The organism is Methylobacterium segetis (assembly GCF_004348265.1).
Taxonomy (GTDB): Bacteria; Pseudomonadota; Alphaproteobacteria; order Rhizobiales; family Beijerinckiaceae; genus Methylobacterium; species Methylobacterium segetis.
On record NZ_SMNT01000034.1, the window covers coordinates 28,203 to 50,477 of the forward strand.

Annotated in this window: 22 protein-coding genes; 12 read left to right on the top strand and 10 right to left on the bottom strand. The window is 72.0% G+C overall.

Annotated features, from left to right (window positions below; genetic code table 11):
* Positions 1–29: 29 nt before the first annotated feature.
* Together pgl and E1J50_RS10990 are read left to right on the top strand one after the other, a co-directional pair.
* Positions 30–773, top strand: coding sequence for a 6-phosphogluconolactonase (pgl, locus tag E1J50_RS10985; RefSeq protein ID WP_165937833.1), 744 nt, complete (start codon positions 30–32; stop codon positions 771–773).
* Between the two features lie 327 nt (positions 774–1,100).
* Complete coding sequence (locus E1J50_RS10990) at positions 1,101–1,514, top strand: hypothetical protein (protein ID WP_132253426.1); 414 nt, start codon at positions 1,101–1,103, stop codon at positions 1,512–1,514.
* 12 nt (positions 1,515–1,526) lie between these two features.
* Here E1J50_RS10990 and E1J50_RS10995 read toward each other — a convergent pair whose 3' ends face one another.
* Positions 1,527–2,672: a 2'-deoxycytidine 5'-triphosphate deaminase gene (locus E1J50_RS10995; RefSeq protein WP_132253428.1), complete on the bottom strand. Its 1,146-nt coding sequence runs from the start codon at positions 2,670–2,672 to the stop codon at positions 1,527–1,529.
* 26 nt (positions 2,673–2,698) lie between these two features.
* Complete coding sequence (locus tag E1J50_RS11000; protein WP_245516527.1) at positions 2,699–3,169, bottom strand: hypothetical protein; 471 nt, start codon at positions 3,167–3,169, stop codon at positions 2,699–2,701.
* Between the two features lie 162 nt (positions 3,170–3,331).
* On the opposite strand from E1J50_RS11000, the gene apaG reads away from it, so the two are divergent.
* From apaG to speG, 3 genes are read left to right on the top strand one after another with little or no spacing between them, the layout of a single operon-like run.
* Positions 3,332–3,724 carry a Co2+/Mg2+ efflux protein ApaG gene (gene apaG, locus E1J50_RS11005; protein ID WP_132253430.1) on the top strand — a complete coding sequence of 131 codons (393 nt, stop codon included), beginning with the start codon at positions 3,332–3,334 and terminating at the stop codon, positions 3,722–3,724.
* Between the two features lie 58 nt (positions 3,725–3,782).
* Positions 3,783–4,961 (top strand): acetylornithine deacetylase, encoded by a 1,179-nt coding sequence (argE, locus tag E1J50_RS11010; RefSeq protein WP_132253432.1) that lies wholly within the window; start codon positions 3,783–3,785, stop codon positions 4,959–4,961.
* Positions 4,958–5,530, top strand: a complete 573-nt coding sequence (gene speG, locus E1J50_RS11015) for a spermidine N1-acetyltransferase (RefSeq protein ID WP_132253434.1) — start codon at positions 4,958–4,960, stop codon at positions 5,528–5,530. The genes argE and speG overlap by 4 nt, the downstream gene beginning before the upstream one ends.
* A 55-nt stretch (positions 5,531–5,585) precedes the next feature.
* Here the strand turns inward: speG and E1J50_RS11020 are convergent, their stop codons facing one another.
* From E1J50_RS11020 to E1J50_RS11035, 4 genes are all read right to left on the bottom strand, one after another.
* Complete coding sequence (locus tag E1J50_RS11020; protein ID WP_165937834.1) at positions 5,586–6,692, bottom strand: hypothetical protein; 1,107 nt, start codon at positions 6,690–6,692, stop codon at positions 5,586–5,588.
* A gap of 146 nt (positions 6,693–6,838) precedes the next feature.
* Complete coding sequence (locus E1J50_RS11025) at positions 6,839–7,852, bottom strand: Hsp33 family molecular chaperone (RefSeq protein WP_207919187.1); 1,014 nt, start codon at positions 7,850–7,852, stop codon at positions 6,839–6,841.
* Positions 7,853–8,065: 213 nt separating this feature from the next.
* Positions 8,066–9,049: an ornithine carbamoyltransferase gene (gene argF / locus E1J50_RS11030; RefSeq protein WP_132253442.1), complete on the bottom strand. Its 984-nt coding sequence runs from the start codon at positions 9,047–9,049 to the stop codon at positions 8,066–8,068.
* Positions 9,050–9,091: 42 nt separating this feature from the next.
* Complete coding sequence (locus E1J50_RS11035) at positions 9,092–10,297, bottom strand: aspartate aminotransferase family protein (protein WP_132253445.1); 1,206 nt, start codon at positions 10,295–10,297, stop codon at positions 9,092–9,094.
* 271 nt (positions 10,298–10,568) lie between these two features.
* Here E1J50_RS11035 and E1J50_RS11040 point away from each other — a divergent pair, with 271 nt between their 5' ends.
* From E1J50_RS11040 to E1J50_RS11060, 5 genes are all read left to right on the top strand, one after another.
* On the top strand, positions 10,569–11,042 hold the full coding sequence (locus tag E1J50_RS11040; RefSeq protein ID WP_132253447.1) for a RidA family protein: 474 nt from the start codon (positions 10,569–10,571) through the stop codon (positions 11,040–11,042).
* Complete coding sequence (locus E1J50_RS11045; RefSeq protein WP_132253450.1) at positions 11,043–11,795, top strand: glycerophosphodiester phosphodiesterase family protein; 753 nt, start codon at positions 11,043–11,045, stop codon at positions 11,793–11,795. It begins immediately after the preceding gene.
* 133 nt (positions 11,796–11,928) lie between these two features.
* Positions 11,929–13,167 (top strand): GNAT family N-acetyltransferase, encoded by a 1,239-nt coding sequence (locus tag E1J50_RS11050; protein WP_132253452.1) that lies wholly within the window; start codon positions 11,929–11,931, stop codon positions 13,165–13,167.
* Entirely contained in the window at positions 13,164–14,324 is a 1,161-nt protein-coding gene (locus tag E1J50_RS11055; RefSeq protein WP_132253454.1) for a M20 aminoacylase family protein, read from the top strand. The genes E1J50_RS11050 and E1J50_RS11055 overlap by 4 nt, the downstream gene beginning before the upstream one ends.
* A gap of 56 nt (positions 14,325–14,380) precedes the next feature.
* Positions 14,381–14,896 carry a glutathione peroxidase gene (locus E1J50_RS11060; RefSeq protein ID WP_245516528.1) on the top strand — a complete coding sequence of 172 codons (516 nt, stop codon included), beginning with the start codon at positions 14,381–14,383 and terminating at the stop codon, positions 14,894–14,896.
* Between the two features lies 1 nt (position 14,897).
* Here the strand turns inward: E1J50_RS11060 and E1J50_RS11065 are convergent, their stop codons facing one another.
* Complete coding sequence (locus tag E1J50_RS11065; protein ID WP_132253458.1) at positions 14,898–15,875, bottom strand: cation diffusion facilitator family transporter; 978 nt, start codon at positions 15,873–15,875, stop codon at positions 14,898–14,900.
* 170 nt (positions 15,876–16,045) lie between these two features.
* On the opposite strand from E1J50_RS11065, the gene E1J50_RS11070 reads away from it, so the two are divergent.
* Positions 16,046–16,504, top strand: coding sequence for an HIT family protein (locus E1J50_RS11070; protein WP_132253461.1), 459 nt, complete (start codon positions 16,046–16,048; stop codon positions 16,502–16,504).
* A 129-nt stretch (positions 16,505–16,633) separates the two neighbouring features.
* Here the strand turns inward: E1J50_RS11070 and E1J50_RS11075 are convergent, their stop codons facing one another.
* The 3 genes from E1J50_RS11075 to E1J50_RS11085 form a co-directional block, all read right to left on the bottom strand.
* Positions 16,634–17,044 (bottom strand): PilZ domain-containing protein, encoded by a 411-nt coding sequence (locus tag E1J50_RS11075; protein ID WP_132253463.1) that lies wholly within the window; start codon positions 17,042–17,044, stop codon positions 16,634–16,636.
* Positions 17,045–17,133: 89 nt separating this feature from the next.
* Complete coding sequence (locus tag E1J50_RS11080; protein WP_109895240.1) at positions 17,134–17,367, bottom strand: hypothetical protein; 234 nt, start codon at positions 17,365–17,367, stop codon at positions 17,134–17,136.
* Between the two features lie 168 nt (positions 17,368–17,535).
* Entirely contained in the window at positions 17,536–19,590 is a 2,055-nt protein-coding gene (locus tag E1J50_RS11085; protein ID WP_132253465.1) for an NAD(+) synthase, read from the bottom strand.
* Positions 19,591–19,816: 226 nt separating this feature from the next.
* On the opposite strand from E1J50_RS11085, the gene E1J50_RS11090 reads away from it, so the two are divergent.
* Positions 19,817–22,275: DNA translocase FtsK (locus E1J50_RS11090; protein WP_132253468.1), on the top strand; the 2,459-nt coding region annotated here is incomplete at its 3' end.

Below are 22,275 nucleotides of genomic sequence, written 5' to 3' on the forward strand. Positions count from 1 at the left end.
ACCGGTTCGATCCCGACAGGAGAACCGCCATGACGATCCCCCTGCCCTCCGGCACACGGGTCCTGCCCGATGCGGAGGCGGTCGCGCGGGCCGCGGCGGACCGTCTCCTGGCCATATGCGCCGATGCGCCGGGGGACCGGGTCGCCATCTGCCTCTCCGGCGGTTCGACGCCGAAGCGCCTCTACGCCCTGCTCGCCGGCGCGGACTACGTCGACCGGGTGCCGTGGGCGCGCATCCACTGGTTCTTCGGCGACGACCGGGTGGTGCCCTGGGACGATCCGGCGAGCAACGTCCGCATGGCCCGCGAGGCCTTCGGGCATGGTGCGCCGATCCCGCGGACGCATCTGCACTTCATCCCCTCCGACCTCGGCGCCGAGGCGGGTGCGCGCAGCTACGCCCGGACCTTGCGGGATTTCTACGGTGCCGAGCGGTTCGACCCGGCCCGACCGCTCTTCGACCTCGTCCTCCTCGGCCTCGGCGAGGACGGGCATACGGCTTCCCTGTTCCCCGGCAAGCCGGCGCTCCACGAGGCGAGCGCCTGGGCGGCGCCCGTGCCGGAGGCCGGAATGGCGCCCTTCGTGCCGCGCATCACCCTCACCTACCCGGCTCTCGCCTCCTCCCGCTGGATCCTCTTCCTGGTGACGGGTGCGGGCAAGCGGGACCCGCTTCGCCGGCTCGCCGCGGGCGAAGACCTGCCGGCTGCGCAGGTGACGAGCAGGGGGCAGGTGGCTTGGCTGATCGACGCGGCGGCAGCCGATCAGGCGGGCGGGTGAGCGTTGCGGCGCGCTGGCCGCGCCTCGCTTCGCGGTGAAGTCCGGCTACCTCGATCTCCGGGATCGGCCAGGGCCGGCGAGCACGAAACCGCAACCGGCAGCATGGGTGAAACTGGTTATGCATCCTTGGCTTGTGCGAGCGCGTCCGCGCGCCGCCCGATGCCATAAATCCGCCTCAGATGACCGGGCTCCGTGCCGTTTCGGGCATCTCGCCCGGAATCCGGGAGTCGCCTCATGAGGCGCCGTGTGGGAGGTTGGAGGCTCGTCCGATCCGTCGGGCGTGCGTTGCGCCGTCGCGGCCGCTTCGCGCCAGGGCCCCTTCGACGCGTGCGGCCGCGGAGCGGCCCGAGTGCGGGGGCGGGTGCCGTGCTCGGCGGCCTCGTCGCCATCGCGGTGCTGGCGGCCTTCAGCCTGCCCCTCGTCTTCTCCCGCGGTTCGGCCGCCCGGGCGCCCCTGCCCTCCGCCGTGGCCGCGGTGAGCATCGCCGAGGAGCCTATTCGGCCGGAACCCGCTTCGCTGTCCCCGAACATCGAGCCGGCTCCCCTCGCGGCACCACCTCCCGCCGAGAGGGGGGAGCGGGCAGCCCCGAGCCTTGAATTGCCGGTGCTGCAGGAGGCTGCGGCCGAGATCGACCTGGAGCCGCCCAGCGTCACTCCGCCTCCTCCCGCGCCGAGGGCGAGCCCGCGCACGCCGCTCCCGCCGAAGCGCCCGCCCGGAAACGTCGCCCGCGCCGCGCCCTGACCCTGGCCGGCCTCAGACGAAGTGCTTCGAGAGCTTCAGCCCTTGCGCCTGATAGTTCGAGCCGGCCCCCGCGCCGTAGAGGGTGGCGGGCGTTTCGGCCATGCGCTCGTAGACGAGGCGGCCGACGATCTGACCGTCCTCCAGAAGGAACGGCACGTCGCGGGAGCGCACCTCCAGCACGGCCCGGGCCCCCGCCCCGCCCGCGTCCGCGTAGCCGAAGCCGGGATCGAAGAACCCCGCATAATGGACCCGGAACTCGCCGACGAGGGGGTCGAAGGGCACCATCTCGGCGGCGTGGTCGGGAGGCACCACGACGGATTCCTTCGAGGCCAGGATGTAGAACTGACCGGGATCGAGGATCAGCATGCCGGAGCCGTCCGCCGGGAGCGGCTCCCAGAAATCGGCGGTCCGGTGGCGGCCGGGTGCGTCGACGTCGACGAGGCCGGTGTGGCGCTTGGCCCGGTAGCCGATCAGCCCGTCGAATCCCGCGAGATCGACGGAGACGGCCACGCCCCCCTGGAAGGATGGGCTCGCCGCGGTCACGAGCGGCGTGCGGGCGTGAAGCTCGGCCAGCTCGGCCTCGCGCAGGCGCACCTCGCCTCGACGGAAGCGGATCTGCGAGAGCCGCGAGCCCGTGCGCACGAGGACCGGGAAGGTGCGGGGCGAGATCTCGGCGTAGAGAGGGCCCGCGTAGCCCGCCTCCACCTGATCGAAGGCCGTCGCGTGGTCCGTGATGACGCGGGTGAAGACGTCGATGCGCCCGGTCGAGCTCTTCGGGTTGGCGCCCGCCGAGAGATCCGGCGGCAGGGCGAGCGTCTCCTGCAACTCGGCGATGTAGACGCAGCCCGTCTCCAGGACGGCCCCCTCCCGAAGATCGATCGCGTGGAAGGAGAAATCCCTGACGCAGTCCGACACGCTGCGGCGGCTGCCCGGCAGGAAGCTCGTGCGGACGCGGAAGGCGCGGGCCCCGAGGCGCAGATCGAGGCTCGCGGGCTGGATCTGATCGGGCGCGTACGGGTTCGCCGGGCGGATCCCGCCGCTCTCCGTCAGCGCCGCGATGCCGCGCGCCGAGAGGATGCCCTCGCGCGGCGTCTCGCCGGCGGGCTCCCGCGTCGTGTTCTTCGTCACAGCGCGCTTGCCCCGCTCCACCACACGCATACGGCTCCCGTTGTGCCGCGGCTGCCCTAAGGCCGCGTTAAATCCGGGTCCTCCCGAGCAATGCGCAGGATGATCCGGGCAAGGGCGAGCCTGGCGAAGGCGCCGATCGCCACGAGTCCCGCGAGCAGGCTGCCGAGCACCGGGAACGCATCGGGCCGCGCGAGCAGCGCCAGGGCGAGGACCAGGGCGCCGCCCGCGAGGCCCGGTCCGGAGCCGAGGGCGAGGACGAGGGAGGGCAGACTGTGTGAGGGGCCCCGCAATCGCGCCGCGACGGCCTCGTCGCGCCCGGCTCGGACGGTGGCGAGCCGGGCCGCGGCGTCGAGGAGGAGACTGGCGAGGAGGGCTGCGGCCGCCCAGCCATTGGCTGCCGGCGCCCGCCACGCGAGCGCCAGACAGAGGCCCGCGAGGCCGAGGCGCGCGCCCGTATCGAGGAGGCTCGAGCGGCGCTTCGGATGCCGCACGGGCGGCCCACGATGCTGCAGGGTCTTGCCGGCCATGCGGCCCCGATCCCTTGAAAGCGCCGCGCCAAGCGCGACGTACTCCGCCGTGATTGACGGCGTTTTCGCCGCCACGTACCACGGCGCTCCGAGGCTGTCGCGGTGCTTCGCGGACGATGCGGGGCGCGACGCGCGGCTCGGCCAGGGAGGCAGGTCCGGACCATGTACAAGGCCGAGACGCGCGGGATCAGCGTGACCGTGATGCCCCGCTTCGTCGAGGAGGAATCCTCGCCGGGCGAGAGCCGGTACTTCTTCGCCTACACGGTCGAGATCGTGAACAACGGCGCCGAGCAGGTGCAGCTCCGCTCCCGGCACTGGCGCATCATCGACGGGCACGGCGCCTGCCAGGAGGTGCGCGGCGCGGGTGTCGTCGGCAAGCAGCCGGTGCTGGAGCCCGGTGAATCCTTCAGCTACACCAGCGGCTGCCCCCTCACGACGCCGGACGGGCTGATGGCCGGGAGCTACACGATGGCGACGGTGGCCGGCGAGAGCTTCGAGGCCGAGATCCCCGCCTTCTCCCTCGACAGCCCGCACGTGCGCCGCAGCCTGCACTGAGGGCTTGGCGCCGCAGCCGGCGCCCGCGGAAGGATGCCAAGCGATGCCGGGAAACCGGATGCCGGGACACCCGGAGCGCCTGACCCCGCTCGAGATCCTGGAGCGCCTCGTCGGCTTCGACACCGAGAGCTCCAAGCCGAACCTCGCGGTGATCGACTGGATCGCGGCCTATCTCGACGGCCTCGGCGTCGAGAGCCTGCGCGTCCCGAACGCGGCCGGCGACAAGGCGGCGCTCTTCGCGACGATCGGCCCGGTGCGCGACGGCGGCGTCGTGCTCTCCGGCCATACCGACGTGGTGCCGGTCACGGGCCAGGCCTGGACCTCGGACCCCTTCACCCTGCGGGTGGCGGACGGGCGCGCCTACGGCCGCGGCGCCGTCGACATGAAGGGCTTCTGCGCGCTCGCGCTCGCGGCGGTGCCGGAATACCTCGCCATCGATCTCAAGCGCCCGATCCACCTCCTGTTCTCCTACGACGAGGAGACGACCTGCCTCGGCGTCGCCGACACGATCGCCCGCTTCGGCGCCGGCCTGCCGCGGCCCGGCGCCGTCATCGTCGGCGAGCCGACGGACCTTGAGGTCGCCGATGCGCACAAGAGCATCGTCACCTATCTCACCACGGTGCACGGGCACGAGGCGCACTCGGCCAAGCCCATGCTCGGTGCCAACGCCGTGATGGCGGCGGCCGACCTCGTCTCGGAGTTGAACCGCATCGCCGATCTGATGGTCGCGCGGGGCGACCCGTCGGGCCGCTTCGACCCCCCGGCGACGACCGTCCACGTGGGCACCATCCAGGGCGGTACCGCCCGCAACATCCTACCGAAGGTCTGCACCTTCCATTGGGAATTTCGCGGCCTTCCGGATCTCGACATGGCCGAGATCCCGGACCTGTTTTCCGCCAAGGTCGAGGCGGTGACCCGCGAGCGGCTGAACCGCTACGGCGATTACGGGTCGATCGAGACCCTGCAGGAAGTTGCGGTCCCGGGGCTCAAGCCCGATCCCGGCTCCGAGGCGGAGCGGTTGGCCTTGCGGGTCGCGGAGCGCAACCGCACCATCACGGTGCCCTACGCCACGGAGGCCGGGCGCTTCCAGGTCGCCGGCATCCCGACCGTCGTGTGCGGGCCGGGCTCGATCGACCAGGCGCACCAGCCCGACGAGTACATCACCCTGCGGGCGCTCGAGGACGGCGCGGCCTTCATGCGCCGCCTGGGCCGGGCCTGCGCCGAGGGCGCGTCATGACGGGCGGGAGCCCGGGTCCGGGCCGTGTGACGCTGCGGCCGCTCGAGCGCGAGGACCTGCTCTTCGTGCATCAGCTCAACAACAACGACAGCATCATGCGCTACTGGTTCGAGGAGGCCTACGAGTCCTTCGCCGAGCTGGCGCAGCTCTACGAGCGCAACATCCACACCCAGACCGAGCGACGCTTCATCATCGCGACGGCGGCCAACGCATCCGCCGGCATGGTCGAGCTCGTCGAGATCAACCACCTGCACCGGCGCTGCGAGTTCCAGATCGCCCTGCACCCCGCCTTCCAGGGCCGAGGCTACGCGGGGCAGGCGACGCGCATCGCCATCGATTACGCCTTCAGCGTGCTCAACATCCACAAGCTCTACCTGCACGTCGACAAGGACAATGCCCGCGCCGTGCGCATCTACGAGCGCTGCGGATTCCGCCCCGAGGGCGTGCTTCGGGACGAATTCTTCGTGAACGGGCGCTATCGCGACGCCATGCGGATGTGCCTGTTCCAGCCCGATTACCTCGCCCGGCGTGGCGGGGGCGACATCGCAGAGCCTGTCCTGAAGGCGTGACCACGAAAAAGGGGCCGGCGAACCGGCCCCTCCACTCGGACGATGCCGCGTCAGCTCAGTTGCGGCCGCCGCGCTCGCCGCCCGCGCCGCGCTCGCCCCCGGCCGTGCCGCGGTTGCCGGCGTTCATGCCGCCGCGATCACCACCGCTCATCGAACCGCGCTCGCCGCCAGCGCCACGCTCGGAGCGGTCGGCACCGCCGCGATCGGCCGCGTTGCGGACGGCGGACGGGTCGCGCTCACCCTGGCGCATGTTGCCCTGCGCGTTCTCGCGCCCGCCCCGGTTCGCCTGTGCGTCGCGGTTGCCCTCGTTGCCGCGGAAGCCGCGCTCATTGCGGTCCGTGCCGCGCTCGGCGCTACGCTCCTCCGTGCGGCCGCGGCGCTCCACGGTGCTGCGGTTGCGCTCGCTGAAGGTGGCATTGACCGTGCCGCCGCGGCGCTCGCTCGTCGAGACCGTCAGGCGGCGATACTCGGGCGAGCCGTAGAGCACGCGCTGGCCGCGGACCGTGACGTAGCGGACCCGGCTCGGGCGCTCGTCGCGGATCGTCACGAGGCGGCGATACTCGGGCGAGCCGTAGATCACCCGCTGGCCCCGGATCGTGACGTAGCGGCGCGGGCCGCTCTGGCGCCGCTCGACCGTGACGAGGCGGCGATACTCGGGCGAGCCGTAGACGACGCGGCGGCCGCCGATGAACACGAAACGGCCCTCGCGGCGGAAGCCGCCCGAGACGCGCTCGGACCGCACGTCGGTGCGGTCGGTGCGCCGGCTCTCGGTCACGCGGTCGCGGCGGCTCTCACGGATGTCGCCGCGCTCGCTCCCGCGCTCCGCCCGGGCCGAGCGCTCACCACGGTCCTCGCCGCGCGCGCCGTCCCGGCGCTCGGCGCGATCCATGCCGCCCTGACGGTCGCCGCGATCGGCGCCTTCGCGGCCGGCGTTGCGGGCCTGCTGACCGCCCTCGCGCTGGCCGCCGGACTCGCGCTGCGCGGATTGCTCGCGCTGACCGCCCATCTCGGAACCGCGGGCGCCGCCGCGCTCGGCCGACATCCCGGACCGTGCCGCACCGGCGTTGCCGCCCGCGCCCTTGTCCATGGTACCGGCCGCATTCTGCGCGTAGACGGACGTGCTGAACAGCAGAGCCGCCAGACCGACTGCAAACTTCTTCATAGCGTAACCTCCGTGACTTTTGACGCTTCGAAACGCGTCTCGTCGCGAAAGGGTTCAATCGAAGGTTGGCAGCTTTCGTTGGCGAATCATCTGGGCTGAGCTTGGCCGTAACGGCGGTTCAGCTTGGCCGTGGCGCTGGGGATCGCCTAGTGCTTGGCCGCGATCTCGGCCTCGACCTCGGTCGGGTCGAGGTCGTAGCGCCGCGAGCAGAACTCGCAGGTGATCCCGATGCGGCCGTCATCCGCCACCATGGCCTGCCGGTCTTCCGGAGAGAACGAGCGGATCATCCCCATCACCCGCTCCGGCGAGCAGCGGCACTGCTCGGAGACGCCCTGCGCCTCGAACACGCGCACGCCGCGCTCGTGGAACAGGCGGTAGAGCAGGCGCTCCGAGGAGACCGCCGGGTCCACAAGCTCGTGGTCCTGGATCGTGCCGACGAGGGAGCGTGCTTCGACCCAGGCGTCGTCCTCCGGCGCGCGGGCAGCGTCGAGATGGGCATGGCCCTCCGGAATGTCGCCCGGCGGCAGGTCGGCGAGGCGGGCCCGGTCGGTCGATTGCGGCAGGAACTGCACGAGGAGGCCGCCCGCCCGGTAGCGGGCCTCGCCGTCCTCGAACGCCTCGGCCACGGCGAGCCTCACCTGCGTCGGGATCTGCTCCGACTGGCGGAAATACTGGTGGGCTGCCTCCTCGAAGCTCTGGCCCTCAAGCGCCACGACGCCCTGATAGCGGCTCGCGGCCGAGCCCTGGTCGATCGTCATGGCGAGGTGCCCGTCGCCGACGAGATCGGCTGTCTTGAGAGGCCCCGAGCCCAGGGCCGCGACGCGCTCCGCGTCGAAGCGGGCGGTGGCGCGGACGCGGTCCGGCGCTTCGAAATCCACCACGATCATCTCGACCGGGCCGCTCGTCTTGGTCTGGAGCTGGAAGCGGCCCTCGAACTTGAGGGACGAGCCCAGCAGCACGGTCAGCGCCGCCGCCTCGCCCAGGAGGCGCGCCACCGGGTCCGGATAGCCGTGGCGGCGCAGGATCGTGTCGATCGAGGGTCCGAGCCGCACGGCGCGCCCGCGCACGTCGAGGGCCTCGACGGAGAAGGGCAGCACGGCATCGTCGTGGCCCTCGCGGCCGTCGGCGGGGGTGGGGGACATTTCGGCTCCTGCGGTCATCGCCTCTCCGCTCCGTGTCGATCCTGGCGCTACCATCCCCGCATCGCACGCAAGACGGGCACGGCTCCGCTCTCCCGCACGGGAGAGGGGCGCCGCCGCGCCACCCGCGACCGGTTCGGCCGCGCATCGTCGAGTTCATCGCCTGCTGGGGGAGAGCGTGAACGCTCAGAACCCCATATGGGGCTTCGGCAATCGCCCCGCGAGGGGGGATCGTCAGAGCCCGTTCGCCCCGAAGCACCAGGCCAGGATGCCCTTCTGGGCGTGGAGGCGGTTCTCGGCCTCGTCGAAGACCACGGATTGCGGGCCGTCGATCACCTCGGCCGTGACCTCCTCCTCCCGGTGGGCCGGCAGGCAGTGCATGAAGACCGCGTCCTTGGCGGCAGCCGCCATCAGCTTGGCGTTCACTTGGTAGGGGCCGAGCAGGTTGTGGCGGTGGTTGTCGTCATCGTCGCCCATCGAGACCCAGCAATCGGTGACGACGCAATCCGCGCCGTCGACGGCCGCGAACGGGTCGGTGGTGACGTTGATCTTCGCCCCCTGCTCCTTCGCCCAGGCGATCAGCGCGGGCGGGGCCGACAGTTCCGGGGGCGCGGCGATGTTGAGGGTGAAGTCGAGGCGGGCGGCGGCGTGGGCCCAGCTCGCCAGCACGTTGTTGGCATCCCCCGACCACGCGACCGTGCGGCCGCGGATCGGCCCGCGATGCTCCTCGAAGGTGAGCACGTCCGCCATGATCTGGCAGGGATGCGAGACCTTGGTGAGCGCGTTGATCACCGGCACGCTGGCGGATTCGGCGAGTTCGAGCATCAGCCCGTGGTCGAGGATACGGATCATGATCGCGTCGACGAAGCGGGAGAGCACCTGGGCGGTGTCGCCCACGGTCTCGCCGCGGCCGAGCTGCATCTCGCCGCCCGTCAGCATCAGGGTCTCGCCGCCGAGCTCGCGCATGGCCACGTCGAAGGAGACGCGGGTGCGGGTGGAGGGCCGGTCGAACACCATCGCCAGGGTCTTGCCGGCGAGCGGCCGCTCGGCCGGCGGCTCGCCTCGGCGGCGGCGGCTCTTGATGGCGGCGGCCGCGTCGAGGATCGCGCGCAGTTCCGCGCCGGAGAAATCCTTGAGGTCGAGGAAGTGGCGGGGGCCGGCGGCCTGGGGCCGGGGCTCGCTGGGGACCTTCGCGGTCCCGTTCGTCTGGGCGTTCATCTCGGTCGATCTTTGAGAACAGGTGATCCGGGGGCGGCGCGCCTACTCGGCCGCCCCGCGCAGAGGGGTGTCCTTGGGGTGGTCCAGGGAAGAGGCCGCCGCCTCCAGGCGCTCGACCGCGGCCGTGACGTCGGCCTCGCCCACGATGAGCGGAGGCAGGAGGCGGACCACGTTGTCGCCGGCCGGGATGACGAGGAGGTGCTCGGCCCGGGCCGCCGCGGTGAAATCGGTGTTCGGCACGCCGAGCTTGAGGCCCAGCATCAGGCCCTCGCCGCGGATCTCCTGGATCACCTGCGGGTACCGGTCCTTCAGCGCGGCGAGCCTCTGCTTGAGCAGGAGGCCGATGCGGCGGACGTGATCCAGGAAGCCGTCGGCCAGCACCACGTCGAGGACGGCGTTGCCGACCGCCATGGCGAGGGGGTTCCCGCCGAAGGTGGTGCCGTGAGTGCCCGCCGTCATGCCACGGGCCGCCTCGCGCGTGGCAAGGCAGACGCCGAGCGGAAAGCCTCCGCCGATGCCCTTGGCCGCGCTCATGATGTCGGGGGCGATCCCCGACCACTCGTGGGCGAACAGCTTGCCGGTGCGCCCGACGCCGGTCTGCACCTCGTCCATGATGAGAAGGAGTCCCCGTGCGTCGCAGATCTCGCGCAGCCGGCGCAGGTCCGCGTGCGGGATCACCCGCAGGCCGCCCTCACCCTGGATGGGCTCGATCATCAGGGCGGCGGTCTCCGGCGTGATCGCGGCCTCGAGCGCCGCGAGATCGCCGGTCGGCACCTGATCGAAGCCCTCGACCTTGGGGCCGAAGCCCTCGATGTACTTGGCCTGTCCGCCCGCGGCGATGGTGGCCAGCGTCCGGCCGTGGAAGGCGCCCTCGAAGGTGATGATGCGGTACCGCTCCGGGTGGCCGCCCGCCGCGTGGTACTTGCGCGCCATCTTGATGGCGGCCTCGTTCGCTTCCGCACCGGAATTGGCGAAGAAGGCGACATCCGCGAAAGTGGCGTCGACGAGGCGCTGGCCCAGACGCTCGCCCTCCGGGATCTCGAACAGGTTCGAGGTGTGCCAGAGCTTGCCCGCCTGCTCGGTGAGCGCGGCGACGAGGTGGGGGTGGGCGTGGCCCAGCGCGTTGACGGCGATGCCGGCGCCGAAATCGAGGTATCGCTCGCCCCCGCGCGCCACGAGCCATGCCCCCTCGCCGCGCTCGAACGCGATGGGGGCCCGGGCATAGGTCGGCAGAAGGGCGGAGGTCACGTTCCCGTCTCCGTGTCTGGCCTTGGGTCGGGTCGTCGGCGAGCCGCCTCGCGACACGCCCGAAATGAAAGTGCCGCCTCGTCGGGGGGCGGCACGCGCGCGATTACTATGAAAGCGGCCCCGTCTGTCAATCACAGGGCGGGTTCACGGAAGCGACATGCCTCAAACTTAGGCTGCGCCGGGCGACCCGGGAGGCGCCGCCCTTGCGCGCGGGGGCGCGCCTGTGCTGTGAGCCGGAGCGGCAGCCATGCCGCCACGCGGGAGGAAGCACATGAGTTCGGTGAAGGAACGTCTGGAGCGCTTGGGCCTCACCCTGCCGAAGGCCGCGGCGCCTGTCGCGAACTACGTGCCCTTCGTGCGCACGGGCAACCTCGTCGTCATCTCGGGCCAGATCTGCTTCGGGCCGGACGGCAAGCTCGCCCCCGACCATGTGGGCAAGCTCGGCGCGGAGGTCTCGGCCGAGGCCGGGATCGCCGCGGCCCGCCTCTGCGCCCTCAACGTGCTGGCGCAGCTCGAGGCGGCGGTGGGCGACCTCGACCACGCGGTCGCCCGCTGCGTGCGGCTCGGCGGTTTCATCAACGCGGTGCCGAGCTTCTCCGGCCTCGCCCCGATCATGAATGGGGCCTCGGACCTGATGGTGGAGGTGCTGGGCGACCGCGGACGCCACGCCCGCTCGACGGTGGGCGTTGCCGAATTGCCCCTCGACGCGGCGGTCGAGGTCGAGGCGATGTTCGAGGTCGCCTGAGTGACGCCGAACGCTCCCGCCTGGCTGACGGCGCGCCCGATCGCACACCGGGGCCTGCACGGCCGGGCGGAGGGCGTCCCCGAGAACACGGTCGCGGCGGCCCGCGCCGCGATCGCGGGGGGCTACGCGATCGAGTGCGACGTGCAGCCGAGCGCGGATGGCGAAGCGATGGTGTTCCACGACGCCGCGCTCGGCCGCCTCACAGAGGCCACGCACCCCATCGCCTCGCGCCCCGCGGCGGAACTCGGGACGCTGACGGTCGCCGGCACGCCTGAGCGCATCCCGACGCTGGCGCAATTCCTGGCCGAGATCGCCGGCCGGGTTCCCCTCATCGTCGAGATCAAGTCGGTCTATTCCGGCGACCTGACGCTGACCCGGCGCGTCGTCGAGACGGTCTCGGGCTACGACGGGCCCGTGGCGCTGAAATCCTTCGATCCCGGGATCGTCGCGGCCTTGCGGGAGCTGGCCCCGACGATCCCCCGCGGCATCGTCGCCGAGACGACGCAGGACGACCCGGCCTACGGCCCGATGTCCGACAGGCTGCGCCGCTCCCTCTCGAACCTGCTGCATTTCGACGAGACGCGGCCGGACTTCCTGTCCTGGCGGGTCGACGACCTCCCCTGCGCGCCGACCTACCTGTCCCGCCTCCTCGGAGGGCGGCCGGTGATGACCTGGACGGTCCGCACCGACGATCAGCGCCGCCGCGCGCGCGAGCACGCCGACCAGATGGTGTTCGAGGGCTTCCGGCCCTGAGGCCGGACGAGGCGCGACGCACGCCCTCTCCCGCTCGGGATTGGTGAGAGGCGCCAGGATCGCGGAAGACCTGCGACCTCGCCTCCCCGCCCCTCCGCTTGCCCACCCTTCCCGCGTGGCTAGATTGGCTCGCATGGACGAACGCGGGAGTGCGGCCGAGGCCGCTGCGGCGGAGCTTCGGGTTCGCGCGGTCACCGGCCTCGGGGAGATCGGGGCCGCCGCGTGGGATGCCTGCGCCACCTCGGCCGAGACGCTCTCGGCCGGCGACGAGACCTTCAACCCCTTCGTCTCGCACGCCTTCCTGTCGGCGCTCGAGGATTCGGGCTGCGTCTCCCGCCGCAGCGGCTGGCTGCCGCTGCACGTGGCGGTGGAGCGGGGCGAGCGCCTGATCGGCGTCGCGCCCTGCTACCTGAAGTCCCATTCTCAGGGCGAGTACGTGTTCGACCACGGCTGGGCGGACGCCTACGAGCGGGCGGGCGGCAGCTATTATCCGAAGCTGCAGGTGAGCGTGCCGTTCACCCCCGTCACCGGCCCGCGCTTCCTGATCGCGCCGGGCGAGGACCCGGACGTCGCCGTCTCCGGTCTCGTCGCCGGCCTGCGGGCCCTGCGTGCCGAGGCGCAGGCCTCCTCGATCCACGTCACCGTTATGCGCGCGCGCGAGTGGGAGCAGGCCGGGGCGCTCGGCTTCCTGCAGCGGACCGACCAGCAGTTCCACTGGGAGAACAGGGACTACGCGAGCTTCGAGGACTTCCTCGCCGCGCTCGCCTCCCGCAAGCGAAAGGCGATCCGGCGCGAGCGCAGGGAGGCCGTGTCGGCCGGCGTCACGATCGAGCACCTGACCGGCTCGGACCTCAAGGAGGCCCACTGGGACGCCTTCTTCCAGTTCTACATGGACACGGGGAGCCGGAAATGGGGCCGGCCCTACCTGAACAGGCGCTTCTTCTCGCTCCTGTCCGAGCGCATGGCCGACCGGGTCCTCCTGATCCTCGCTTCCCGCGCGGGGCGGCCGATCGCCGGCGCCCTCAATCTCATCGGCGACGCCGCCCTCTACGGGCGCAACTGGGGTTGCACCGAGGACCATCCGTTCCTGCACTTCGAGGTCTGCTATTATCAGGCGATCGACTTCGCGATTCAGCGTGGGCTCAAGCGCGTCGAGGCCGGCGCCCAGGGCGAGCACAAGCTCGCGCGGGGCTACCGCCCGGTGCTGATGCACTCGGCCCACGACATCGCCGACCCGGCCCTGCGCCGGGCGGTGGCCGATTACCTGAGGCGCGAGCGCGCCCACGTCGAGGAGGCCGTGGACGCCCTCGACACCCTGACGCCGTTCCGCCGCGCCTGCGGGCAGGAGGCCGGAGAGGAGACCGGAGAATGAGTCCGATCGACCGCATCAAGACCTATGCCGGGGAGTTGACGGCGCTCCGCCGCGACATCCACGCCCACCCGGAGATCGGCTTCGAGGAGGTGCGGACCTCCGGCATCGTCGCCGACCTGCTGCAGGGCTACGGCATCGAGGTGCACCGGGGCGTGGGGGGCACGGGCGTCGTCGGCGTGCTGAAGGGCCGCTCCGACAACGGCCGGCGGATCGGGCTCAGGGCCGAACTCGACGCGCTGCCGATCGAGGAGGCGACGAACCTGCCCTACCGCTCGACGGTGCCGGGCAAAATGCACGCCTGCGGGCACGACGGGCACACGACGATGCTCGTCGGCGCCGCCCGCTACCTCGCCGAGACCCGCGACTTCGACGGCACCGCCATCTTCGTCTTCCAGCCGGCCGAGGAAGGATTGGGCGGCGCCCGCGCCATGATCCGCGACGGCTTGTTCGAGCGCTTCCCCGTCGACGAGATCTACGCGCTCCACAACGCCCCGAACGGCCCACACGGCCGCCTCAAGACCCGGACCGGCCCGATCATGGCGGCGGCCGACTTCTTCGACATCCGCATCCAGGGGCGCGGCGCGCACGCCGCCGAGCCGCAACGGGGCATCGACCCGATCGTGGTGGCGACCGCGCTCGCGCAGGCCATGCAGTCGATCGTCTCGCGCAACGCCGATCCGCTGAAATCCTGCGTCGTCTCGATCACCCAGATCCACGCGGGCGCGGCCTACAACGTCATTCCCGAAGCCGCCCATCTCGCCGGCACGATCCGGACCTTCGACGGTGCGATCCGGGAGATGGCCGGCCTCCGCATCCGCGATCTGGCGAGGGGCTTCGCCGCGGCCTACGGCGCCGAGATCGAGGTCGAGATCCGCGACACGTTCTCGGTCCTCGAGAACCGCGCCGAGCAGGCGGCGGCCGCAGCCGAGATCGCCACCGAACTGTTCGGCGCCGAGAACGTCGAGGCCGATTGCGTGCCCCGCATGGGCAGCGAGGATTTCGCCGACATGGTGATGGCGGTGCCCGGCGCCTATGCCTGGCTCGGCGGCACGCCGGGACCCGGCCTGCACAATGCCGCCTTCGATTTCGACGACAGCATCATCCCGCTCGGCAGCGCCTACCTCGCGCGGCTGGTCGAGCGGCGCACCGCCGCCTGACCGGAGGGACGCCCGCCTCTTCCCTCGGGCGTCCTCCGCAGGGCATGAGGGGCCCCATGAGCAGCACGATCCACGACTTCACGCCCGAGGCCGCCGACGGCACCCCCCACCCTCTGGAGCGCTACCGCGGCAAGGTCGTGCTCATCGTCAACACGGCCTCGAAATGCGGCTTCACTCCGCAATACGAAGGGCTGGAGGCGCTCTGGCGCCGCCACCGCGAGGCGGGTCTCGCGGTGCTCGCCTTTCCCTGCAACCAGTTCGGCGCGCAGGAGCCCGGCGACGCGGACGAGATCGCCCGCTTCTGCAGCCTGACCTACGAGGTCAGCTTCCCCGTCCTCGGAAAGGTCGAGGTGAACGGGGCAAATGCCGATCCGCTCTTCGTGCATCTCAAGGCGGAGATGCCGGGGCTGCTCGGCACGCAGGCCATCAAGTGGAACTTCACGAAGTTCCTCGTCGGGCGCGACGGCCGCGTGATCGGGCGCTACCCACCCCAGGCGAAGCCCGAGGCGCTGGAGGCGGCGATCATCGCGGCCTTGGCCGAACGCGACGGGATCTACGGCGAGGGGATCTGACTCAGGCCCGCGCGGCCTGCACGGCCCGGATCTGCGCCTCCGCCGCGCTGCGCGCCTGGATCTCCACGAAGACCCGCCGCACCTTGCGGTGCCGCCCCTTGAGGGCTTGGTCGAGGCGCTCGACCATGCGCTCGACCTCGCCGGCGCTGAGGCCGTCGTCCACATCGAGGCTGACGTTGACCAGGATGTCGTCGGGGCCGAGATGCTGCGTCAGCACCTCGTTGACGTGGTGGACGCCGGTCTCGGCGCGGGCCACCTCCCGGATCGCCGCCACGATCTCGGGATCGGCCGCTTCGCCGATCAGCAGGCCGTGGGTCTCGATCATCAGGAAGATCGCCATGCCGATCAGGACGAGACCGATCCCGATCGAGGCCCAGCCGTCGAGGACGGGCATTGCGAGCACATCCGAGAGCACCACGCCGATGATCGCGATCATCAGGCCGAGGAGCGCCGCGACGTCCTCCACCAGCACCGTGAACAGGGCGGGGTCCTTGCTGCGGCGGATCGCGGTGATCGGCGGGCGCTCGCCCTTCTCCGCCCAGAACGACCGGATTGCGACGTAGCAGGAATACCCCTCCGCCGCGACGGCGAAGCCCAGGATCGCGAGGTTCACCCAGAAGCCCGAGACGTGATGGCCGAGGATGACCGCGTTCTCGACGGGCTCCGGGTGCCCGATCTTGTGAATGCCCTCGTAGATCGCGAAGGCACCGCCGCCGAGGAAGATGAACAGCGCGACGATGAAGGCGTAGAAGTAGACCTCGCGCCCGTAGCCGAACGGGTGGCGGGTATCGGCCGGCTTCTTCGCCCGTTTCAGGCCCACGAGGAGCAGGATCTGGTTCGCGGTGTCGACGAGGGAGTGAACGCCCTCGGCGAGCATCGCGGAACTGCCCGTGAGGACGGCGCCGACGAATTTCGCGGCCGCGATGGCGAGGTTGGCGCCCGCCGCGGTGTAGATGGCGCTCGTGCTCTCGTGGGCCATGCTCTCCGTTTCCCTGACGACCGGACATCTCGCCGGCCAAGCCTTGCCGTCATGCGTGGTGGCACAACGCCGCGGGAGGGGCGCGGGTTCGGGCGGAATCGGGCCACGCGCTCCCGTGGACGCGGGCCGGCGCCGCGTGCATCGTGCGGGCGCGACATTCCGGAGACGCCATGACGACCGATAGCCCGGCGCCGCGCGCGCCCTACGACCCGGACAACATCTTCGCTCGGATCCTCCGGGGCGAGATCCCGGCCCACAAGGTCTACGAGGACGAGGCCACCCTCGCCTTCATGGACGTGATGCCCCAGGGCGAGGGCCACACGCTCGTGATCCCGAAGGCGCCGGCGCGGGGGCTCCTCGACGCGGATCCGGCCTCCCTCGCCGCGCTCGCGGCGAGCGTGCAGCGGGTGGCGCGGGCCGTGAAGGCGGCCTTCGCCGCGGATGGGCTGACGATCTTCCAGTACAACGAGCCGGCGGGCGGGCAGACGGTGTTCCACCTGCACGTCCACATCGTGCCCCGCCGCGAGGGCGTGCCGCTGAAGCGCCACGAGGGCGGCATGGCCGATCCCGACCTGCTCGCCGAGCATGCCGAGCGCATCCGCGCGGCGCTCAAGGCCGGCGAGGGCTGAGGCCGCCGCGGCCGGGTGGGGCGCGGGTTCGCTCTCCCGGTCCGGAGAGGCTCAGGGGCGCGGCTCATTCGGCGAGGACCGATAACCCTCACCCCGTTCGCGTTCGGTGCGGCCGACCCCTCCTGAGGCTCAGGCGGCGCTCGCGGGCGGGCTGCCCTGCGCCATCGTGGCCAGCAGCCGGCGGAGGGTCGCGTTCTCCGCCTCGAGCTCGCTCACCCGGCGCAGCAGTACCGCGATCGAGGCGTCCTCGGCCGCAGGCGCCGCCGCGGCGGCCGATTCCGGCCGCGCCGGCTCGTCGACGAAGGTGATCCCGATTCCGTCCGGGCGCCGCCAGCGCAGATGGGCGCGGTAGGTCCGCTCCTTCTGCGGGATGTAGAGATCGAACATCTCCGGCAGCGTCGTCGTCTCGCTGAGCGCGAGGCGGGCGCCTGCGGAGGACAGGTCGCGCACGAGGCAATCCATGCTCGACGCGTTGTTGTTGAAGATGATGCGCCCCTTGAGGAAGACCCTCTGGCGCGCCTCCTTGCGGTTTTCCGACATCGGTCGGCCTCTAGAGATCCGTCAGCGGCCGCAACCTCGCATGGCAGCCCTTAAGGAATGCTCGCCGCGATCCCAGACCCGCGCAAGTCTCACGGGCAGGTGAAGCGTCTGTCCACCGTCTGGAACAGGTAGAAGCCGTTGAAGCGGATCGCCGTGTCGGCCGCCCGGCCGTCGAAATCGAGGGGGGCGGGGCCATGGTCGTCGAGCTTGCCGCCGAAGGTCCAGCGGCCTCCGCCGAGGAAGGCGGGCACGGCGCAGGCTTCCGGCACGGCGCAGCACAGGCCCTCGACGCTCTTGAGCCGGAACAGGTTGTAGCTTCGCATCGGCTCACCTCCGCTTGGCCGCCGGAGAGCGCGCGGGCCGGTGGATCACCGGCCGAAGCGTTCCGGGCTCCTGCAGCGGCACGGATTCCCGCGGGGCCCGAAGGCCGTGAATCGCGGGGTCAGGACCGGGCGGAGGCATAGTCGCACAATCCGTCGCGTTTGTGTCGATCAGGTTTCGGGAACGTTGCGCTCGAGTTCCGCGAGCCAGATCGCGGCGCTCGCGTCCGAGGGCGCTCGCCAGTCGCCGCGGGGCGAGAGGGCGCCCCCGGCCGAGACCTTCGGCCCGTTGGGAAGGGCCGAGCGCTTGAACTGGCTGAAGCCGAAGAAGCGCCCGAGGAAGACGCCGAGCCAGTGACGGATCTCGGCGAGTTCGTAGGCGCCGCGCTTCGCGTCGGGAAAGTCCGGCGGCCAGATCCCGGCCTCCCGGTTCCCCCAGGCGTGGAGCGAGAGGAAGGCGATCTTGGAGGGCCGGAACCCGTAACGCAGCGTGTAGAACAGGTTGAAATCCTGCAGCGCGTAGGGGCCGATCTTGGCCTCCGTGCTCTGCGGGCCTGCATCGGCCTCCGCCGGCACGAGTTCCGGCGAGATCTCGGTGTCGAGGATCGCCTGCAGGATCCGTCCCACCTCGGCCTCGAACTGGCCCGTCCCGATCACCCAGCGGATCAGATGCTGGATCAGGGTCTTGGGCACGCCCGCGTTGACGCCGTAATGGCTCATCTGGTCGCCGACGCCGTAGGTGCACCAGCCGAGGGCGAGTTCCGAGAGGTCGCCGGTGCCGATCACGATGGCGCCGTTCTGGTTGGCGAGGCGGAACAGGTAATCCGTGCGCAAGCCCGCCTGCACGTTCTCGAAGGTGACGTCGTAGACCGCCTCGCCCCGCCCGAACGGGTGGCCCATGTCGGTCAGCATCTGGCGGGCGGCCGGGCGGATGTCGATCTCGGCGGCCGTGCAGCCGATCGCCTTCATCAGGGCGTGGGCGTTGCCCTTGGTCGCGTCCGAGGTGGCGAAGCCCGGCAGGGTGTAGGCGAGGATGTTGGAGCGCGGCAGGCCGAGCCGGTCGAGGGCCTTGGCCACCACGATGAGGGCGTGCGTCGAGTCGAGGCCGCCCGAGACGCCGATCACGACCTTCCTCGTGCCCGTCGCCTCCAGGCGCTTCAGGAGCCCCGCCACCTGGATGTTGTAGGCCTCGTAGCAATCCTGCGCGAGGCGGGCGGGGTCGGCCGGCACGAAGGGGAAGCGCTCGATGGCCCGCATCAGGCCGAGATCGTCCCCGGGCGGGTCGGCGCGGAAGGGGACGCGCCGGTAGGTCCCCTCGCGGGTGCGGGCATTGTCGTCGAAGCTGCCGGACTGGAGACGGTCCTGCGCGATCCGCTCCAGGTCGATGTCGGCGAAGGTGACGAGGGGGCCGGCCGCGAAGCGCTCGCCCTCGGCGAGCCGCTGCCCGAGCTCGTCGATGCTGGTCTGCCCGTCCCAGGACAGGTCGGTCGTGGATTCGCCGAGCCCCGCCGCCGCGTAGACGTAGGCGCAGAGGCCGCGCATCGAGGCGGCCCGCGAGAGCAGCTCGCGGGCATCCGCCCGGCCGACGGTGATCGGGCTGCCCGAGGGGTTGGCAAGGACGCTCGCGCCCGCGAGCGCCGCACGCATTCCCGGCCCTTCCGGCACCCAGAGATCCTCGCAGATCTCGATCCCGACGCTGAGGCCCGCCAAATCCTCGGCCTCGAAGATCAGGTCGGTGCCGAAGGGCGCCTCGAGGCCGCCGACCCGGATCGTCTCGCCCGCGATCCCGGCACCGGAGGCGAAGTGGCGCTTCTCGTAGAATTCCCGGTAATTCGGCAGGTAGCTCTTCGGCACGATTCCGAGAAGCCGGCCCCCCTGAACCGCCAAGGCGCAATTGTAGATGCGGCTGCGCCAGCGCAGCGGCGCGCCGACCACGAGGAGGGGGCGAAGCGCGCCCGATGCCGCGACGAGGTCGACCGCGGCCGCCTCGACCGCGTCGAGGAGCGTGTCCTGCAGGAACAGATCCTCGATCGCGTAGGCCGAGAGCGCGAGCTCGGGGAATACGGCGAGCACCGCACCCTTCCTGTGCGCCTCGCCTGCGAGGCTCACAATCTCCTGCAGGTTGCGGGCCGGCTCGGCCGGGTGGCTGCGGCCGGTGCAGGCCGCGACCCGGGCCAAGCCGTGGCGGTAGAGCGAGCGGAAGCTCGGGGTGGCGGGCTCGGGCACGGCGGCAGCGGACCTCAGGTGACGGGTGGTCGAGGGGAAGAGGGTAGTGCGGGCAGGCTCCGGCCTCCAGGGGAGGGGCCGCAGGGCAGGCCGACGCCGCGGACCGGATCGGCCGAAGGCCGGGCCCGGGCGGGCCGGTTCAAGCGTCTGTTAACGACGATCGGCCTAACTGGCGGGGAGCCGCCCCCGCGGGCGGACCCCCGTTTCAGAGTAATCCTGAGAACCCATGCGCGCATCGGGACGGCCTCCCTACTCTCTCCGTGATCCCTCCCGCCCCGGCCGGGGCGGTGACCGCTCCGGCCTGTCGATCGGCGCCCTCGCCAACCGGCTGATGTCGCTCCGCGCGAGCCTGACCCGCCGGCTCGCGGGCACGCCGCCGCGTCCCAGCTACGCCATCGCCGGAACCCGCCCGGCGCCGAGCTGGCTCACCGCGCCGCAGGCCCTGGTCGGCCGCGACCGTGCCGGCGAGCCGGTCCCCGTGCCGCCGGACGTGCCGCGCTACGTGCCCCCGCAGCCGGACTGGTCGCACGAGGCCGGGGACGCGGCCGCCCCGCGCGAGACCTGGTCCACCGCCTCGACGGGCGCCTGGCCCGAGCACGTCTTCGACGACCGGGCGCATCCCGACATGCTGGCGCAGCCGCCGGCCCGGCCCGAGAGCCGCATCGACGTCGCCGCCTCGGGGCCCGGCGTCCTGATCCGCTCGCCCCGCCGCCCCGCCGCGATCACGCCCGAGGGTGCCCCCGCGCCGGTTCCGGCCCCCGCTCCCGTGCCGGCCTCCGTGCGCTACACGCGGACGCCCGACACGATCCTGCAGGAGCGCCGCCAGCGCGCCCTCGACGCGGAGCGCGAGGCGCTCGCCCGCGCCCATGCCGAGGCCCAGGCCGCCCTCCTCGCCGCCGCCGCGGAGCAGGAGGCGGAGCGCGTCGCCGCCGAGCGCGCCGCCGAGGAGGCCGCGGTCGCCGCGGCGGCCCCGCCGCCCGAGGCCCCGCTGCCCCTGTGGCGCCAGCCCTTCGTCGCGCCCCCCGGCGTCCGCTTCTTCCGCACGCCCGACCGCCGCCCGACGCGGGGGGCGGACGCGGCCACCGCAACGGCGATCCCCGCCGCGGCCCTGCCGATCCCGGCCCCTGCGGCCGAGGAGCGGGACTGGTCCGACCTGCCCGACTGGTCGGCTGTGAAGCCCTGGTTCGACAACCCGGACTGGACCTCCGCCGAGGTCTGGGCCGCGATCCAGGCCGAGGCCGCCCCGCCGGCCCTCCCCGAGCCGCCCGTCGAGACGGCCGCCGAGGTCGCGCCTGCGGCCGTCGCCTCCGCCATCCCTGTGTCGCGGTTCGTCTCGATGCCGCTCGACATCTCGCATCTGCGCTCGCTGCCGCCGAACCCGGTCTACGTGCTGGAGCGTCTCGTGCGCTTCGAGAACATGCAGGCCCCGCGCCCGGCGAACACTCCGGACGGCGGCAGCGCGTCGGCGCCCGAGGCGGCGATCGTCGAAGCATCCCCCGCCGGGACCGTGCCGACGCCGGCCGCCCGCCCCTCCCTGTCCCTGGTCTTCGGCCCCGGCTCCGCGCCCGCTCCGGCCCCCGTCGCGCCCCCCGCGGCGCGCAATGCCCTCTCGGCGATGGCGGCCCGCGCCGCGATCCGCCCCGCCCGCCCGCCCGCGACGCCGGAGGCCACGGCATCGGCCGACATGGCATCCGCGCCCGAAGCGGCTCCGGCCGTGATGCCTCCCCTCGCTCCGCCCCGCCCGGCCGCCCTGCCGATCGCGCCGCGCCCCGTCCTCCTGCGCACCAAGGCGGTTCCCGAGGCCGAGATCCCCGCCGCCGAGGCGGTCGCGGAGCCCGTCGACGCGGCCGCGCCGGAGATCGAGGTGCAGCCTGCTCCCGAGGTCCCCTCCCCTGCCCCGGCGCTGCCGGTGGTCGCGCCGCGCGCCGTCCTGCCGGAGCCGCGCAGCCACCTGATCCCGGCCGGCCGCCACCTGGCCGTGGCGGCGTTCGAGAACGCCGATTACGAGTATCCCTCCCTCGAACTGCTCGCCCTGCCGGAGGAGAGCGAGAGCGAGGAAGTCGATGCCGACGTGCTGGAGCAGAACGCGCTCAACCTCCAGCAGACGGTGCAGGATTTCGGGGTGCGGGGCGACATCCTGGCCGTGCGGCCGGGTCCCGTCGTCACCCTCTACGAGCTGGAGCCCGCCCCCGGCACCAAGTCGAGCCGCGTGATCGGCCTGTCCGACGACATCGCGCGCTCGATGTCCGCCGTCTCCGCCCGCGTCGCCGTCGTGCCCGGCCGCAACGTCATCGGCATCGAATTGCCGAACGAGATGCGCGAGACCGTCTATCTGCGCGAACTCCTGTCGGCCCCCGACTTCTGCGAGAGCAAGCACAAGCTCGCGCTGTGTCTGGGCAAGAACATCGGCGGCGAGCCGATCATCGCGGACCTCGCCCGCATGCCGCACCTGCTCGTGGCCGGCACCACCGGCTCGGGCAAGTCGGTGGCCATCAACACCATGATCCTCAGCCTGCTCTACCGGCTCAAGCCGGAGGAGTGCCGCCTGATCATGGTCGATCCCAAGATGCTCGAACTCTCCGTCTACGACGGCATCCCGCACCTGCTCTCCCCCGTCGTCATCGACCCGAAGAAGGCGGTCATCGCCCTCAAATGGGCCGTGCGCGAGATGGAGGAGCGCTACAA